Below are 14,110 nucleotides of genomic sequence, written 5' to 3' on the forward strand. Positions count from 1 at the left end.
GAAGATATGGCACTGGAAGACGCAAAAAATCAGGTAGACGAGGCCTTCACCAACCCTGATCTTAAGGGCTTGTCCTACGAAAACACCTTTGGCGGCGCGACATCGTTCCTGCGCCGTCTCTATACCAAGGACCTGAAAGGAGTAGACATCGCCGTGACCGGTGTGCCCTTTGATCAGGCTGTGACGAACCGACCCGGCACCCGACTTGGCCCCCGTGCGATCCGCGAGGCCAGCGCTTTGCAATCGCCCGATGCGCCCTACGGCTGGCCCTTCGATGCGCTTAGCGAACTGGCAATCGTGGATTATGGAGACATGGCTTATGACTATGCCAATATCCCCGCCTTTCCCGATACGTTGACCGATCACATCCGCACTATTCTGGCCGCTGATGTATCCTCGGTTACGCTGGGCGGGGACCACTATATCAGCTTCCCAATCCTCAAGGCTTATGCCGAGAAATACGGGCCGATGTCACTGCTGCAATTCGATGCGCATACCGATACGTGGGCCGATGATGATATGTCCCGCGTGGATCACGGGACGATGTTTTACAAGGCGGTGAAATCGGGGATCGTAGACCCGAAACGCTCGGTTCAGGTCGGTATCCGCACGACCAACGAGGATACTCTGGGCGTCAACATCATCGACGCGCGCGAAGTCTACGAATCCGGTCCCGCCGCTGTTGCGCAAAAGATCAAAGGCATCCTCGGCGACAGCCCGGTTTACCTGAGTTTTGACATCGACGGGCTGGACCCGGCTTTTGCCCCCGGCACTGGCACACCGGTTTGGGGTGGTCTGACCTCGATTCAGACCCAGATCATTCTGCGCGATATTGCCGGAATTAACATCAAAGGCGGGGACGTTGTCGAAGTGTCTCCGCCCTATGACACTTCCGGAGCGACGGCCATCGCTGGCGCTCATGTGGCGACGCAGATCATTTGCCTGCTGGGGTGGAACAAGCTGTTGAAGGATTAACTTTTGGTTAGCCATCTTTCCGGTATCTGATTAACCAAAAGCCGGACGGGAGAAATTCGGGCATGACAGACTTTAACCAACCGATCAGCGGCAATGATCTGGCGCGGTTTTCCGGGCCGAACACGTTCATGCGGTTGCCGCAGGCTGACTCGCTTGCCGGTTTGGATGTGGCCGTGCTGGGCATCCCGATGGATATCGGCACCTCTTGGAGGTCAGGTACACGGTTCGGGCCGAAACAGATCCGCAGCGAAAGTGCGATGATCCGGCCCTATAACATGGCCAGTTCCGCAGCTCCGTTCGATAGCCTACAGATTGCGGATATCGGCGATCTGGCGATCAATACCTTTTCGCTGGCCGAAAGCCTGAAGATCATCAAGGAAAGCTATGATTCCATTCTCGATCAAGCGGTTATCCCGGTTGCGATGGGAGGTGATCATTCGATCACGTTGCCGATCCTGCGTGCCATTGCCGCCAAGCACGGACCGGTGGCACTGGTCCATGTGGATGCCCATGCGGATGTAAATGATGAGATGTTTGGTGAGCGTGAGACCCACGGCACCGTCTTCCGGCGGGCTTATGAGGAAGGGCTCATTGTCCCGGACAAGACATTCCAGATTGGTATTCGTGGTTCGGGCTATGCCGCCAGTGACTTCACCGAAGCCAGGGACTGGGGCTTTCGTCAGTTCCCGGCGTGGGAACTGTGGCAACAGAACCTTACGGAGATAGGCTCGCAAATCCGTAAAACGATTGGAGATCATCCGGTCTACATCACCTATGACATTGACAGTCTGGACCCCGCATATGCCCCCGGCACCGGCACGCCGGAAATCGGAGGGCTGACCACGCCGCAAGCGCTGCAACTGATTCATGCGTTGTCGGGTGTGAAAGTAGTCGGATGCGATCTGGTCGAGGTGTCGCCGCCATACGATCCGTCAGGCAACACGGCACTGACCGCAGCAAACCTGTTGTTTGAGCTGCTGTGCATATTGCCGGGCGTGACGTCACGGTAAAAGAGTTCGCACCTTGTTTGCCAAAGCGATCCGAATATGGTCAGCGGAAGGGCTGGTCCGGGGATGAAAAAAATGGTGCTTTGGCTGATTGTTGTTCTGGTAATTTTGCTTGGAGCATACATCCGTTTTGCACCATCAGACCCGGGAAAATGGCATGTGGCACCGATTGGTGATCGGGACCGTGATCTTGATGGAGGTGTTGTCCGCGTGGTTGAAACGGGGCCAGATGGCCTGCTGCGGCTGGATGCGTTCGCACGCGTTTCAGACCGAACATCAGTTCTGGCCGGGTCTGTTGATGAAGGGATGATTACCTACATCACACGTACGAAAGTGATCGGCTTTCCGGACTACACGACAGTGCAACAGGACGGAGACACGCTTCGAATCTATGCTCGTCTCAGGTTTGGCCGGTCAGATTTTGGGGTAAACCGCGCTCGTGTTGATGAGTGGCTTGCTCTGTTGCAGCCCTGAGGACAAGCAACCCTCCTGCACCTCGCGCCACATTGGTACGTTCAGGGACATCTGGCATTGGGCCATGAACATGCGGCCATCGACTTGCAGGCAGATCATCTCGCCCAGTTCGACGCGGGTTCCCGATTTGTCGGTGCAATAGCAGTCCTGAACCTTACCGCCGGGGCCGACGACGTCGGCCAGGGCAGGCGTTACGAGCAGTGTAAAAACAAGTATCAACCGTTTCATGTGGATTAGCCTAGCACACGGACGGGCCTTGACCAAAGGGCCGGATTGATAGACACCGCCCGGATGATCCCCGAAGAACGACTTGAACAGATAACCCAGCGATTCCAGTACCTCGAAGCGGCTATGGCAGATGGCGCGTCGGGTGGCGATATTGCGGCCTTGGCCAAAGAGTATTCCGACCTCAAACCGGTTGTGGATCAGATCATGGCATGGCGTCAGTTGGTGGCCGATCTGTCCGAGGCCGAGGTGATGTTGGCCGACCCCGACATGAAGGAACTGGCGGAAGAAGAAATACCGGCGTTGCAGACCCGTATTCCCGAGGCGGAACACGCCTTGCAACTGGCACTGTTGCCGCGTGACGCGGCTGATGCACGTCCGGCGATGCTGGAGATCAGACCGGGCACCGGCGGGGATGAGGCCGCGCTGTTCGCCGGGGACCTTTTGCGCATGTACCAGCGCTATGCCGAAGCGCGGGGATGGAAATTTGAGATCATCGAAGAACAGGCCTCGGATTTAGGCGGGATCAAAGAGGTCGTGGCCCATATCAAGGGCGAGAATGTCTTTGCGCGGATGAAATATGAATCCGGTGTGCATCGGGTGCAGCGTGTACCGGAAACCGAAAGCGGCGGACGCATTCACACCTCGGCCGCGACGGTCGCGGTTTTGCCCGAGGCCGAGGATGTGGATATCCAGATCGACGCCAATGATATTCGCATCGACACCATGCGCAGTTCAGGCGCGGGGGGGCAGCACGTGAACACCACAGACTCGGCGGTGCGGATCACCCACCTGCCAACCGGGATCGTGGTAACGAGCTCGGAGAAATCTCAGCACCGCAACCGCGAGATTGCGATGCAGGTACTCAAAACCCGGCTGTATGATCAGGAACGCCAGCGGATCGACAGTGAACGTTCGGCGGACCGGGCGAGCCAGGTGGGGTCGGGGGATCGGTCCGAGCGGATCAGAACCTACAATTTCCCGCAAGGCCGCATGACAGACCACCGAATCAACCTGACACTTTATAAGCTGGATCAGGTGATGCAGGGCGATCTGGACGAGGTGATAGATGCACTGACCGCTGATGATCAGGCGCGACTGTTGGCGGATATGGCGCAATGATTGCGGCGCTGACAGCAGCACAGGCGATGGTCTCGGCCACGGCGCGACTGCGGGCGGCGGGTGTGGCCGACCCGGCGCGAGACGCCCGGGTTTTGTTGGCCCACGCGGCACGGATCGAAGCCAGCCGGGTCACTTTGATCGCACCCGAAGAGCTGTCTCCGGAGATTGCAGAGCGTTATGATCAGCTGATCTCTTTGCGTGCGGTGCGTGTGCCGGTATCTCATCTGTTGGGTGAGCGCGAATTTTACGGCCGACGCTTCCGCGTCAGTCGCGATGTGTTGGACCCACGTCCGGAAACCGAAGCTCTGATCGAAGCCGCGCTCAGCGAACCGTTCGATCATGTTCTGGATCTGGGGGTCGGATCAGGTTGTATCCTGATCACGTTGTTGGCCGAACGGGCCAGCGCTTCGGGCGTGGGCGCGGATCTGAGCGAGGCGGCCTGCCTGCAAGCCAGCGCAAATGCTGTGCAGCATCAGGTCCAGAGCCGGGTGGAAATCCTGCAATCCGACTGGTTTCAGAATATAGACGGTCAGTTCGACCTTATAGTTTCGAATCCCCCCTATATTTCTTTGTCGGAAATGGACGACCTTTCACCAGAGGTGCGCGAGCACGAGCCGCGACTGGCGTTGACGGACGAGGGGGACGGGCTGGGCGCTTATCGCCGCATCGCGGCGGGCGCACCGGATTTCCTGCTGCCGGGCGGTCGTCTGCTTGTAGAAATCGGGCCGACACAGGGGCGCAGCGTTGCAGCATTATTCGAGTCGGCAGGCTTGACGGCCACAGGGATCGTCCCCGATCTGGATGGACGGGATCGCGTCGTTTTTGCCAGAATGCCGCGATAACGCGTCAACATGAGGCCGAAATACGCCGATTGATGTAAAAAAGCTGCGAAATTTTGGACAACCCCCTTGTCTGCACGCACAGGACGTGTTTACTCAGGACCAGTCGGAGGGCTGACGCTGTTTCAGCGGGCCCCGGACGCCAAGCCCAAAATAGTCGACATCGCGTCACAGCTAAGCGTTTGAGCAGTGCAGGATGCGAGTTGATCGACAGTGAATGACAAGGCTGACGTAAAGTAGATGAGATCTTCCAAATCCCGCTCTCGGGCAAAGAACAACCGCAATCGTCCCTCTGGGGGCAACGTCGTAAACCGGGTTTTTGACAGCTCGGGACCCGAAGGCAAGGTGCGCGGTACGCCCCAGCAGATTATCGACAAATACAACCAGTTGGCGCGCGACGCCCAGCTGTCCAATGACCGTGTGGCCGCCGAGAACTTTCAGCAGCACGCAGAACACTATCTGCGCCTGTTGAGCGAGGCACAGCGCGAAATGGAAGCGCGCCGCGAAGAGCAAGACCGCCAGAACCGCGAGCGTCAGGCCGAGCGTGACCGCGAACGTGCCGAGCGGCAGGAACGCGAAGCCGCCGCCCGCCAGGCAGACCCGGCCGAAGCGCCGCAGCCGGACGTGATGGATTTTGCGCCGGAGCCAGCCGCTCCGGAATCCGGTCTGGTTGAAACGCCAGAGAGCAAGGATGCCGCTGCTGCGGCCGCTGAGGCACCGGCGAAAAAAGAAAAAGCTCCACGTCGCCCGCGTACGCGCAAGCCAAAGGCTGCGCCAGAGGCGGCAGAGGAAACGCCAGCAGGCAACGGTGATGCACCGGAAGCGGCTGAGTAGTTTTCGCCACAGAGTTAATAGAGCCCCGGAGTACGCTCCGGGGCTTTTTCTTTTGGCTGGTTAGCTATTTTGAACTTCTCGGGCCAAAGCACAGAATGCTTCAAGCGGGACTTGTTCAGCCCGCTCTGTCGGTTGAATCCCCGCAGCGAGCAAACGGTCTTCGATATCCGGGGCTACGCCCTTGAGCGATGCGCGCAGCATTTTGCGGCGCTGGTTGAAGGCCGCTGCAACGACACGCGATAGTATCCGGGCATCCGCCGGATAGCGCGGCTCGGACAGGGCGGTCAGATGCACTACGGCGCTAGAGACCTTTGGTGGTGGCGTGAATGCTCCGGGTGGAAGGGACATGGCGATGCGCGCCTCAGCGCGCCACTGCGCAAGGATCGCAAGGCGGCCATAGGCTTTGCTGCCAGGTTGAGCAACAATGCGTTCTGCGACTTCGCGCTGAAACATCAGAGTTAGGCTTTGCCAGAACGGTGGCCATTCGGGCGGGGTCAGCCAGCGCACCAGCAATTCGGTGCCAACGTTATATGGCAGGTTTGCGGCAATGCGGATTGGTGGGGCCAGATGCGCCAACGGGTCGATTTCCAACGCGTCGCCATTGATCACCTCAAGACGACCGGGATAAGCGGCGGCGATGTCGTTCAGGGCGGCGATGCAGCGCGTGTCTTTTTCGACTGCGACCACCTTGCGCGCGCCTTCGGACAGCAGGCCGCGAGTCAGACCCCCGGGGCCGGGGCCAATTTCCAACACGTCGCATTCCGTCAGGTCGCCTGCCTGACGCGCGATCTTGGCGGTCAGGTTCAGGTCCAGCAGGAAATTTTGCCCCAGCGATTTGCGCGCCGAGAGCTGATGTGTCGCGATAACCTCGCGCAGAGGGGGAAGGGTGTCTATTGCGCTCATGATCTGATTACCGTGGCGCGTGTCCGGTGGGAAACGCCAGTGCTTTTTTGCCTCTGGCGGGGATATTTTCAGCCAGACGAAGGATCAAGCGCTTTGTGCCATCCGTTGGGCCAGTTTCAGCGCTTCGATCAGGCTGGTGGGGTTTGCTATGCCTTGTCCGGCGATATCCAAAGCCGTGCCATGATCGGGCGAGGTGCGAATGAAGGGCAGACCCAGGGTCACATTGACGCCGCGGTCGAAATCGAGCGTCTTGATCGGGATCAGCGCCTGATCGTGATACATGGCTATTGCAGCGTCGTACTTTTCCCGGGCGGCGGCGTGGAACATCGTGTCCGCCGGATGTGGGCCAGTTGCGGTGTAGGTATCGTTTGGCAATTCGGAAACCAAAGGGGCGATCCAGTCCAGTTCCTCATGCCCCATCTTGCCACCTTCGCCCGCATGTGGGTTCAGGCCGGCAATGGCGATGCGGGGATGGGTGATACCAAACTGACGGCGCAGGCCTTCGGCGGTAATGGCGATGGTATCGCGCAGGAGATCCGGCGTGAGCTCTGATGGAACGCGTGACAGCGGGATGTGGATTGTTGCAGGGACTACGCGCAGTTGGTCGCTGGCAAGCATCATGACAACGCGCTTGCGCCCCGCGAGGGCGGCAAGAAATTCGGTATGGCCGGGATAGGCGAAACCAGCCCCGTCGATCAGCGCCTTTTTGTGGATCGGTGCGGTGCACAGTGCAGATGCTGCGCCGGATTGCACCAGTGATACACCGGTTTCGATGGCGTCGATAACGCTTGGCGCATTGGCGGGATCAGGTTGGCCCGGTGCATTTGTCGCGGGAAAGTCCAGTTGCAGAACGGGCAGGGCGTCAGCGCAGATGTCGTTGGCCTGTATCGGATTATTGATCCGTTGCGTGGGGATGTCTGCGGGCAGATGCGCCGAATCCCCGATATAGAAAAACGGACAGTTCGCGCGCAGTTCCGACCAGGCTTTGGCGGCGATTTCGGGGCCTACCCCAGCAGGATCACCACAGCTGAGCGCGATGGGCGCGGTCATTGCTCGACGATCGTTGCGTCGGCGCGAAGCTGTTCGATCAGGCTGTCGGCAAATGCCTGCAGACGTTGTTGAGTAAGGGCGTTGGCCACATCCACGCGTGTGGTGTCCTCGCCCCGGTCCAGAGTCCGTGTGCACAGCATCAGGAACTTGAGTGTCTGGCCGTTGTTCCCCGTCAGGGTCGTCGAAACTTCGTTCAGGTCCAGCTTGGACAGTTCAAGTGCCACGTCACGCGGGATCTCGGACGGGCTGGCGTCGACACGCTGCAAAACGCCTGCGGGTTGGCCCTTTGCGATGCCGTAGAGGTCGTCGCAGTTATCAATCTGTTCGCGCAGTTGGGCGGCGCGGGCAAGGGTTTCAGCACTGCGCCCGCCAGCCATGTTGTAGACTGCATAGTCGATCTTGGAATAACGCGGTGCACTGCTGCTTACCTCACGTAACCCACGCATTTGGAACAGAGCGATGGCATTGGGCAGCGACAAAGGTTGCGTGATGTCTCCGGTTTTGAGACCGAGAATCACGGGCTGCAGGGCAGGGGGCAGGTCGGTCAGGTTCAGCCATTCCAGTCTTCCGCCATCATTACGCGTACCCGCTGCCGAATATTGCGTTGCGGCCGAAGAAAACGCATCGAAACCTTCAAGCTGCGCAATCTCTTCGGCCAGCAATTCGGCTTGGGCCAAAGTCTGAGGTGTGACCGGAATAATGATCTCTGACATCAGAACCTGGAGGCCACCGCTTCCGGCTTGCCCCATGGCCCGGTTGATCTCGTCTTCGCTGGGTCTGGCTTGCGACAGAAAGCGCGCACTGACGAAATCCCGCCACGACAACTGATCCGCGACGAAATCCCGGACCGTTTCAGGGGACACACCCGAGTCGCCCAGCAATTGCAGGAACTCTTCCGTCGAAAGACGGCCACGGGCGGCGAATTCATCAATGCCCACCTGGATGTCTTCGGGCGCGACTTCGATTCCCGCGTCGCGCATGGCCTGTTTGCGCAGCCGTTCCTCGATCAGCGCTTCGCGAACTTCGTCCTCGGACGCGCCGGGGGCACCTAGAACGGTCAGGAATTGCTGGCGTTGGTCAAGTTCGTACCAGGTGACGATGTCCTGATTAACCTTGATAGCAGGGGAAAACAGGCTCTGGGCCTGGCTTTGACCAGTGGATAGCGACAGCAAGGCAGCAGCCAGTGCCGGTGCAACCGGTTTTAGCCAACCGGAACGAATGAATCGCGAGAAACCTGAAATCAACTGCATCTTCTCTTGTACTGTTGGCCGCCACCCTCGACGGAGTAACCTGTCAGGGCTACGGTAAACCCGAATTCTGTCGAAGGCTCAATACTTGATGATGAGGTAAATCGCCTGCTGACGGTCATGTTAACCTTTACACACTCATTCTGGTACGTGACGCCCAGCCCATAACGGATCGGTTCGGATTCGCTGAGGTCATAGCGCGCATAGGCCTGCGTCAACCAGTTCTGGTCAACAAGGTAGCGTCCATCCATCCGGATTTCGGAGATCTCATCATCCACGTTCTCCGCCGGATCCGGCTCTTGCCAGACATAGCTGCCGTTAATGCCGACAATCGGCTTGTTCCAGCCCGCGCGAACTTCGGCTTTGGCAAAGCTGAAATCCCCATTCAGAAGGCCACGCCCTGCCAGGGACCAGCCATTTGCGGTTTGCAATTGACCGGCCAGCAAGACATCAGACGCGGTGCCCTGAAGGCCTGACGTCAGGTTGAAGTTGGGGTCAGCGGTCGAGCGGAAGACCTGACCGACGGTAGCAAGCGCACGCCAGCCATTTGCGCCATAGCGCGCCCAATTGACCCCGAATACCGCAGTCGCGCCGTCTTCGCGGCGATCCGGGGCCGGGAAACGGGACAAGGCCAACAGGTTGCCCTGATCGAATTCCTGAAAGGTGCTTTCGTCATTGGGTACGTCCTGGTCGGTCACATTCGTCCAACCGATTTGCGCAATGGGCTCTAGCACTTGCGTGGCGCCGGATTTCTCCCGGCGAGTCATCGGATATCGCAGCGTGAGCGCGGCGCGCGGGGCTGCGCGTGTCACCCGGTCGGGGTACTGGCTGTCATCCCGGATGTCGAAGATATCGACCGATGTCCCGAACCGGGCATCGGCCCTTAGACCGGACGCGAAAATCCAGCTGCGCATCCAGTCCGCATCGAATGTTGCGCGCGCGACGTCGCGGCCAACGATATCCTGATCACTGGTGCGGGTGTGATTGTGGGCCACAAAGCCCAGCCGCACTTCACCGCCGATAGAAGAGGGAAAATAGCGTTTCTGGAAATACAGGTCGAAAATCCGCGATGGGATCACTTCCTCATTTTCGCTGTCACGCAGGGATTTGTAATGGATGAAACTGGTGCGGAAGGCGGTATCGCGTTTGATCCGCTCAAGTGCGATTTCGCTGCGCAGCCGGTCAAAGTCGGGCAGGCCATAGTCGGCGAGATAGGCGTTGTCTGACGTCGTCTTCAGATCAAACAGAAGGCGGAAGTCGTTGTTCAGGTTGAAGAAACCGTTAGCAAAAAGGTATCCCCGATCCTCATTCTCTTGCAGGTCGTCGCGAGTGAAAGCGCCGTTCAACTCGATCCGTCCACGCTTGAACGCCTGGCGATAGCGATAACCAAGTGTTCTTGTTTTCCCGGAAATATAAGGGGTAAGCGTCAGGTCCCTGTGGTCGCCAAGCTTAAAGAAATACGGCACCTGCACGCCAGTTCCCAACTGCGACGTGGTGCGAATAGATGGCACAAGGAAACCAGTCGCGCGATCCAGAGTCGGGTCGGGTAGGCGCAGATAGGGGAAGTAGAAGACTGGAAAATCCAGTATTCGGAACTGTGCCCCTTCGAAATACAGCTGACGCTCCAATTGGTCATGTGTCACTTTGCGGGCGCGGATTTGCCACAGCGGCGGTTTCCCATTGGCGCAGACGTGGCAGGACGTGGCCGAGACCTTGCTGAACTGTGTGTAACGCCCCCCGGCGCGTGCGGCTTGGACCGAGGCGATCTGAACCTGCTGATCGAACACCATGCGGGCTCCGATCAGAAGACCGTTCATGATCCCGTCATCCAGCTCGGCAGAATCGGCCAGCATCGTGGTCGCGCCGCCCTGATCAATGCGCACTGGGCCTTCCAGCGACAGATTGCCTGTTTCGCGATCATATGTGATGCGCGTAGCCGTTACCTTGATGTCGCCCTGGAAGGCTTCGACATTGCCTTCAGCTACCAAGTTACGCTCGGGCGTGATAAAAATTCGGTCGGCTACCAGCAGGGCGGGCTCATCTTCTTGCGCGGTACCCTGCGCCGCATCCGCGTTGGTCTGGGATTGCGCGATTGCGCCTGCGGGCATCACCAGCGCGACGGCACCGGACAGCAGCAAACTGGTAATAAGCCGCATCAGCCGTCCTCCGCATGGAGTAAAAGGCCGAGGGACAGTAGAATGGCTGCAAAGGGCGGAGCCCAGGCCGCGACTAAGATAGGCAATTGACCGTTTTCCCCTAGAATTTGGGCAAAGTTGCGAATGAAGTAGATACCGAAGCCCAGCAGAACGGCGGTCAGAACCGCGATCCCGGTGCCGCCAAATCGGACGTGGCGCATGGTGAATGCCGCGCCTATCAGAACCATCGACATCAAGAACAGGGGCCGGGCGAGCTGTACCTGTAGCCAGACCTCGTATTGCTTGGTGGAAAATCCGGCCTCACGCAGGTCGCGGATTAGTTCCGGCAAATCGTACACCGAAACGGAGTCCTGTTCGCCAAGTGTGTCTAAGATCCGTTGGCGGGTGAGCGAGGTCGGAACCTCAAGCCGCTCATGTTCGGTGGCGTGGGTTTCAGGATTCACGCCACCTTCCAGCGACCAGATCTTTGCATTGGTCAGGATCCATGTTCCGTTTTCCAGGTCAGCCCGATCTGCCACGATCTGCTGGGTCGGAGTGCCATCTGGAGCGAAGGTAATGATCGTCACCTGATTAAGGGTAAACGTGTCCCCGTTCGATGTGTCCTTGGCGTGAATCACCGATTGACCGTTGGCTGAACCCTGCCGCAGCCACAAACCCTCGGCGCTGATCGACAGTGTTGAACCGCCATTGTTTTTGTAGGACTCAGCAAGCCGTTTATATTCTTCCGATGTTGCAGCCGCGATGGGATTCAGCATTCCAACGGCCATAGCGCCAATGATCACTGCGATCACCACAGGAGCTAACAGCGCGCGGATGCCAGATCGGCCAGTGGCGCGGGTGACGACCAGTTCCGAGCTACGGGCCAGCCCGATAAATAACGCGATCGTGGATAGGATAACGAGCAACGGCAGCATTTCGCTGATCGCGGCAGGTGTGTTCAAAAGGGTTAATTGTAGAAGCTGACCAAAGGACAGATTGGCTTCGTCAAATCGGCGCACCTGTTCGATCAGGTCGATCAGAATCATCAGCGCCAGAAATATGCTGCCGATGACCAGAAAGCTTTGAATAAATCGGCGGGCGAAGTAGCGGTCAAGGATCACGTAGGACCTCCTGCCGAAAATGCGCTCTGGCAGCCCGTGGCCAGGTGCAGACCAGAATCACCGCTGCACGCATTAGTGCGCGACGGCCTATGCCCGCTCTGTCTTGCCAAAACCTTCTCCCCCGAGCCTGTCGGATTTTTTCCGGGACTGTAATGCAATTGCGAGCCGGGGAAAACTGCTATCTGGTCAAGCCGCGCGGCGCGGGCTAGGTCTTGGTGAACTGATTTTGAGGAGTTTGCAATGAGCAGTCTTGTACCGATCCTTTTCCAGGCCCCCGATATGGATGCGATGGCGCAAGCCGAAGGGCGTGTGGCCATTATCATACCGTCCGACGGCAAGATGAATCCTGCTGCGCGGCGTGCAAACCGTCTGACCCGCGGCGCCGTTGCGCGGCTTGTCGAAAGCGAGCGTTTCGAAAAGGTAAAATCCGGTGACGTGATCTCGATGGCATGGCCCGGCGGCATGACGGCCGAGGCGCTGGACGTTCTGGTTCTGCCACGCCGTCCGGAACCAGCCGAAGCGCGAAAGGCCGGTGCCGCGCTGGCAAAACTTGCGGGCAGCAAGGATCTGCTGGTGATGGCCGGCAATCAGGTCAAGGCCGAGGATTTGGCTATGGGCATCGCGCTGCGTAGCTATGACTTTGACGCGCACAAAACCAAGGAATCTGACAAGGCCGGTTCGGTTACCATAAGCCACCAGAAGGCCGATGAGGTCGGGGCCGCGTTTGAGCCGCTCTACGCCGTAGCTGACGGCGTGCGGATGACCCGCGATCTGACCAACGAACCTGCTAACGTCCTGACCACCACCGAATTCGCTGATCGTCTGGACGAGATGAAAGCACTGGGCCTTGAGGTCGAAGTGCTGGAAGAGGACAAGCTGGCCGAGTTGGGCATGCGCACTTTGCTGAGTGTCGGGCAGGGGTCTGTCAGCCCGTCAAAGGTTGTGGTGATGCAATGGAACGGCGGCGACAAGGATGACGCGCCGCTGGCTCTGGTTGGCAAAGGTGTCGTATTCGACACCGGTGGCATCTCGCTGAAACCGGCGGGCGGTATGGAAGACATGACCATGGACATGGGTGGCGCGGGCGTCGTTGCAGGCACCATGCGCGCACTGGCTAAACGTAAGGCCAAGGCCAACGTTGTAGGTCTGGTCGGTCTGGTTGAAAACATGCCTTCGGGCAATGCAACCCGGCCAGGCGACGTCGTTAAGTCCATGAAGGGCGACACGGTCGAGATCATCAACACCGATGCCGAGGGTCGCTTGGTTCTGTGCGACGTGATGTGGTACGCGCAGGAGCGTTTTCAGCCGGTGGGAATGGTCGATCTGGCCACCCTGACAGGTGCGATCATAATTGGGCTGGGTCATGAGAATGCCGGTGTCTTCTCGAACAATGACACATTCTGCAATGCATTCCTGAAAGCGGCAGGCGCCGAGGATGAAGGTGCGTGGCGGATGCCTTTGGGCGAGGCTTACGACAAACAACTCAAGTCGCGGATTGCTGACATGAAGAACGTCGGCGGACGCCCGGCTGGCTCGATCACTGCCGCTCAGTTCCTGCAGCGTTTTGTAAAAGAAGACACGCCGTGGATTCACCTGGATATCGCCGGTGTGGCTTCGGTCTCATCCGAGACGTCCTACGCCCCCAAAGGCGCGACCGGCTGGGGCGTTCGCGCGCTCAGCCGTTTTGTGCAGGACAATTTCGAGTAAGCTGATGGGTGCCGTCTATTTCTATCACCTGACCCGCCAACCGCTTGAGCACACCTTGCCGGTGCTGCTGGACAAGGCGCGGCAGGCCGGGTGGAAGATCGCCGTGCGGGGCACTGATCCTGCACGGATGGACTGGCTTGACGAAAAATTGTGGTTGGGACCCGAAGAAGGGTTCCTGCCACATGGTCGGGCAGGCGGCCCGCACGATGCTGCGCAGCCGATCCTGCTGACGACCGAGGCACAGGCCGCCAATGACCCGTCCTGTGTCATGGCGGTGGACGGCGCGCCGGTCGACCCTGATGAGATCAAGAAGCTGGACCGTGTCTGCATCCTGTTTGACGGTAATGATAGCCACGCCGTTCAGCAGGCACGGGGACAGTGGAAAGCTCTGACGGGCGCGGGATGTTCCGCCCAATACTGGTCGGAGGAATCCGGACGCTGGGAAAAAAAGGCCGAGGTCTGAGGCACAAT

At 58.8% G+C, this 14,110-nt stretch carries 14 protein-coding genes; 8 read left to right on the forward strand and 6 right to left on the reverse strand.

Features of this window, described 5'->3' with window-relative positions:
• The first annotated feature begins 6 nt into the window (after positions 1–6).
• The 3 genes from speB (GOW92_RS00110) (at position 7) to GOW92_RS00120 (ending at position 2,456) form a co-directional block, all read left to right on the forward strand.
• Complete coding sequence (gene speB, locus GOW92_RS00110) at positions 7–975, forward strand: agmatinase (RefSeq protein WP_170556905.1); 969 nt, start codon at positions 7–9, stop codon at positions 973–975.
• Positions 976–1,037: 62 nt separating this feature from the next.
• A complete protein-coding gene (gene speB / locus GOW92_RS00115) occupies positions 1,038–1,985 on the forward strand; it encodes an agmatinase (protein ID WP_170556907.1) in 948 nt (315 codons plus the stop codon).
• Positions 1,986–2,048: 63 nt separating this feature from the next.
• Complete coding sequence (locus GOW92_RS00120) at positions 2,049–2,456, forward strand: DUF1499 domain-containing protein (protein ID WP_170556909.1); 408 nt, start codon at positions 2,049–2,051, stop codon at positions 2,454–2,456.
• On the opposite strand, the gene GOW92_RS00125 is transcribed toward GOW92_RS00120, so the two are convergent.
• Entirely contained in the window at positions 2,397–2,684 is a 288-nt protein-coding gene (locus GOW92_RS00125) for a hypothetical protein (protein WP_082637102.1), read from the reverse strand. The two genes, GOW92_RS00120 and GOW92_RS00125, sit on opposite strands and share 60 nt — an antisense overlap.
• A gap of 63 nt (positions 2,685–2,747) precedes the next feature.
• Here GOW92_RS00125 and prfA point away from each other — a divergent pair, with 63 nt between their 5' ends.
• From prfA to GOW92_RS00140, 3 genes are all read left to right on the forward strand, one after another.
• Entirely contained in the window at positions 2,748–3,803 is a 1,056-nt protein-coding gene (gene prfA / locus GOW92_RS00130) for a peptide chain release factor 1 (protein ID WP_170559271.1), read from the forward strand.
• Entirely contained in the window at positions 3,800–4,645 is an 846-nt protein-coding gene (gene prmC, locus GOW92_RS00135) for a peptide chain release factor N(5)-glutamine methyltransferase (RefSeq protein WP_170556911.1), read from the forward strand. Before prfA ends, prmC begins: the two co-directional genes overlap by 4 nt.
• Positions 4,646–4,882: 237 nt before the next feature.
• Positions 4,883–5,476, forward strand: coding sequence for a DUF4167 domain-containing protein (locus GOW92_RS00140; protein ID WP_170556913.1), 594 nt, complete (start codon positions 4,883–4,885; stop codon positions 5,474–5,476).
• A gap of 60 nt (positions 5,477–5,536) precedes the next feature.
• Here GOW92_RS00140 and rsmA read toward each other — a convergent pair whose 3' ends face one another.
• The 5 genes from rsmA to lptG form a co-directional block, all read right to left on the reverse strand.
• Positions 5,537–6,379, reverse strand: coding sequence for a 16S rRNA (adenine(1518)-N(6)/adenine(1519)-N(6))-dimethyltransferase RsmA (rsmA, locus tag GOW92_RS00145; protein WP_170556915.1), 843 nt, complete (start codon positions 6,377–6,379; stop codon positions 5,537–5,539).
• Positions 6,380–6,463: 84 nt separating this feature from the next.
• Positions 6,464–7,429, reverse strand: coding sequence for a 4-hydroxythreonine-4-phosphate dehydrogenase PdxA (gene pdxA, locus GOW92_RS00150; protein ID WP_170556917.1), 966 nt, complete (start codon positions 7,427–7,429; stop codon positions 6,464–6,466).
• On the reverse strand, positions 7,426–8,679 hold the full coding sequence (locus GOW92_RS00155) for a peptidylprolyl isomerase (protein ID WP_170556919.1): 1,254 nt from the start codon (positions 8,677–8,679) through the stop codon (positions 7,426–7,428). The genes pdxA and GOW92_RS00155 overlap by 4 nt, the downstream gene beginning before the upstream one ends.
• Complete coding sequence (locus GOW92_RS00160; RefSeq protein WP_170556921.1) at positions 8,670–10,832, reverse strand: LPS-assembly protein LptD; 2,163 nt, start codon at positions 10,830–10,832, stop codon at positions 8,670–8,672. The genes GOW92_RS00155 and GOW92_RS00160 overlap by 10 nt, the downstream gene beginning before the upstream one ends.
• The gene (gene lptG / locus GOW92_RS00165) at positions 10,832–11,932 is read right to left on the reverse strand and encodes an LPS export ABC transporter permease LptG (protein ID WP_170556923.1); all 1,101 of its coding nucleotides are present in this window, start codon (positions 11,930–11,932) and stop codon (positions 10,832–10,834) included. Before lptG ends, GOW92_RS00160 begins: the two co-directional genes overlap by 1 nt.
• Before the next feature lie 240 nt (positions 11,933–12,172).
• On the opposite strand from lptG, the gene GOW92_RS00170 reads away from it, so the two are divergent.
• Entirely contained in the window at positions 12,173–13,639 is a 1,467-nt protein-coding gene (locus GOW92_RS00170; RefSeq protein ID WP_170556925.1) for a leucyl aminopeptidase, read from the forward strand.
• 4 nt (positions 13,640–13,643) lie between these two features.
• Entirely contained in the window at positions 13,644–14,102 is a 459-nt protein-coding gene (locus GOW92_RS00175) for a DNA polymerase III subunit chi (RefSeq protein ID WP_170556927.1), read from the forward strand.
• The last annotated feature ends 8 nt before the right edge of the window (positions 14,103–14,110 follow it).

Origin of the sequence: Ruegeria atlantica (genome assembly GCF_013032505.1) — a bacterium.
GTDB lineage: Bacteria > Pseudomonadota > Alphaproteobacteria > Rhodobacterales > Rhodobacteraceae > Ruegeria > Ruegeria atlantica_F.

Coding starts and splice junctions, on each gene's coding strand:
- GOW92_RS00125 (WP_082637102.1), bottom strand. CDS start 2,684: ATGAAACGGTTGATACTTGTTTTTACACTGCTCGTAACGCCTGCCCTG.
- GOW92_RS00155 (WP_170556919.1), bottom strand. CDS start 8,679: ATGCAGTTGATTTCAGGTTTCTCGCGATTCATTCGTTCCGGTTGGCTA.
- GOW92_RS00160 (WP_170556921.1), bottom strand. CDS start 10,832: ATGCGGCTTATTACCAGTTTGCTGCTGTCCGGTGCCGTCGCGCTGGTG.
- prmC (WP_170556911.1), top strand. CDS start 3,800: ATGATTGCGGCGCTGACAGCAGCACAGGCGATGGTCTCGGCCACGGCG.
- GOW92_RS00140 (WP_170556913.1), top strand. CDS start 4,883: ATGAGATCTTCCAAATCCCGCTCTCGGGCAAAGAACAACCGCAATCGT.
- prfA (WP_170559271.1), top strand. CDS start 2,748: ATGATCCCCGAAGAACGACTTGAACAGATAACCCAGCGATTCCAGTAC.
- speB (WP_170556907.1), top strand. CDS start 1,038: ATGACAGACTTTAACCAACCGATCAGCGGCAATGATCTGGCGCGGTTT.
- GOW92_RS00175 (WP_170556927.1), top strand. CDS start 13,644: ATGGGTGCCGTCTATTTCTATCACCTGACCCGCCAACCGCTTGAGCAC.
- speB (WP_170556905.1), top strand. CDS start 7: ATGGCACTGGAAGACGCAAAAAATCAGGTAGACGAGGCCTTCACCAAC.
- GOW92_RS00120 (WP_170556909.1), top strand. CDS start 2,049: ATGAAAAAAATGGTGCTTTGGCTGATTGTTGTTCTGGTAATTTTGCTT.
- rsmA (WP_170556915.1), bottom strand. CDS start 6,379: ATGAGCGCAATAGACACCCTTCCCCCTCTGCGCGAGGTTATCGCGACA.
- GOW92_RS00170 (WP_170556925.1), top strand. CDS start 12,173: ATGAGCAGTCTTGTACCGATCCTTTTCCAGGCCCCCGATATGGATGCG.
- pdxA (WP_170556917.1), bottom strand. CDS start 7,429: ATGACCGCGCCCATCGCGCTCAGCTGTGGTGATCCTGCTGGGGTAGGC.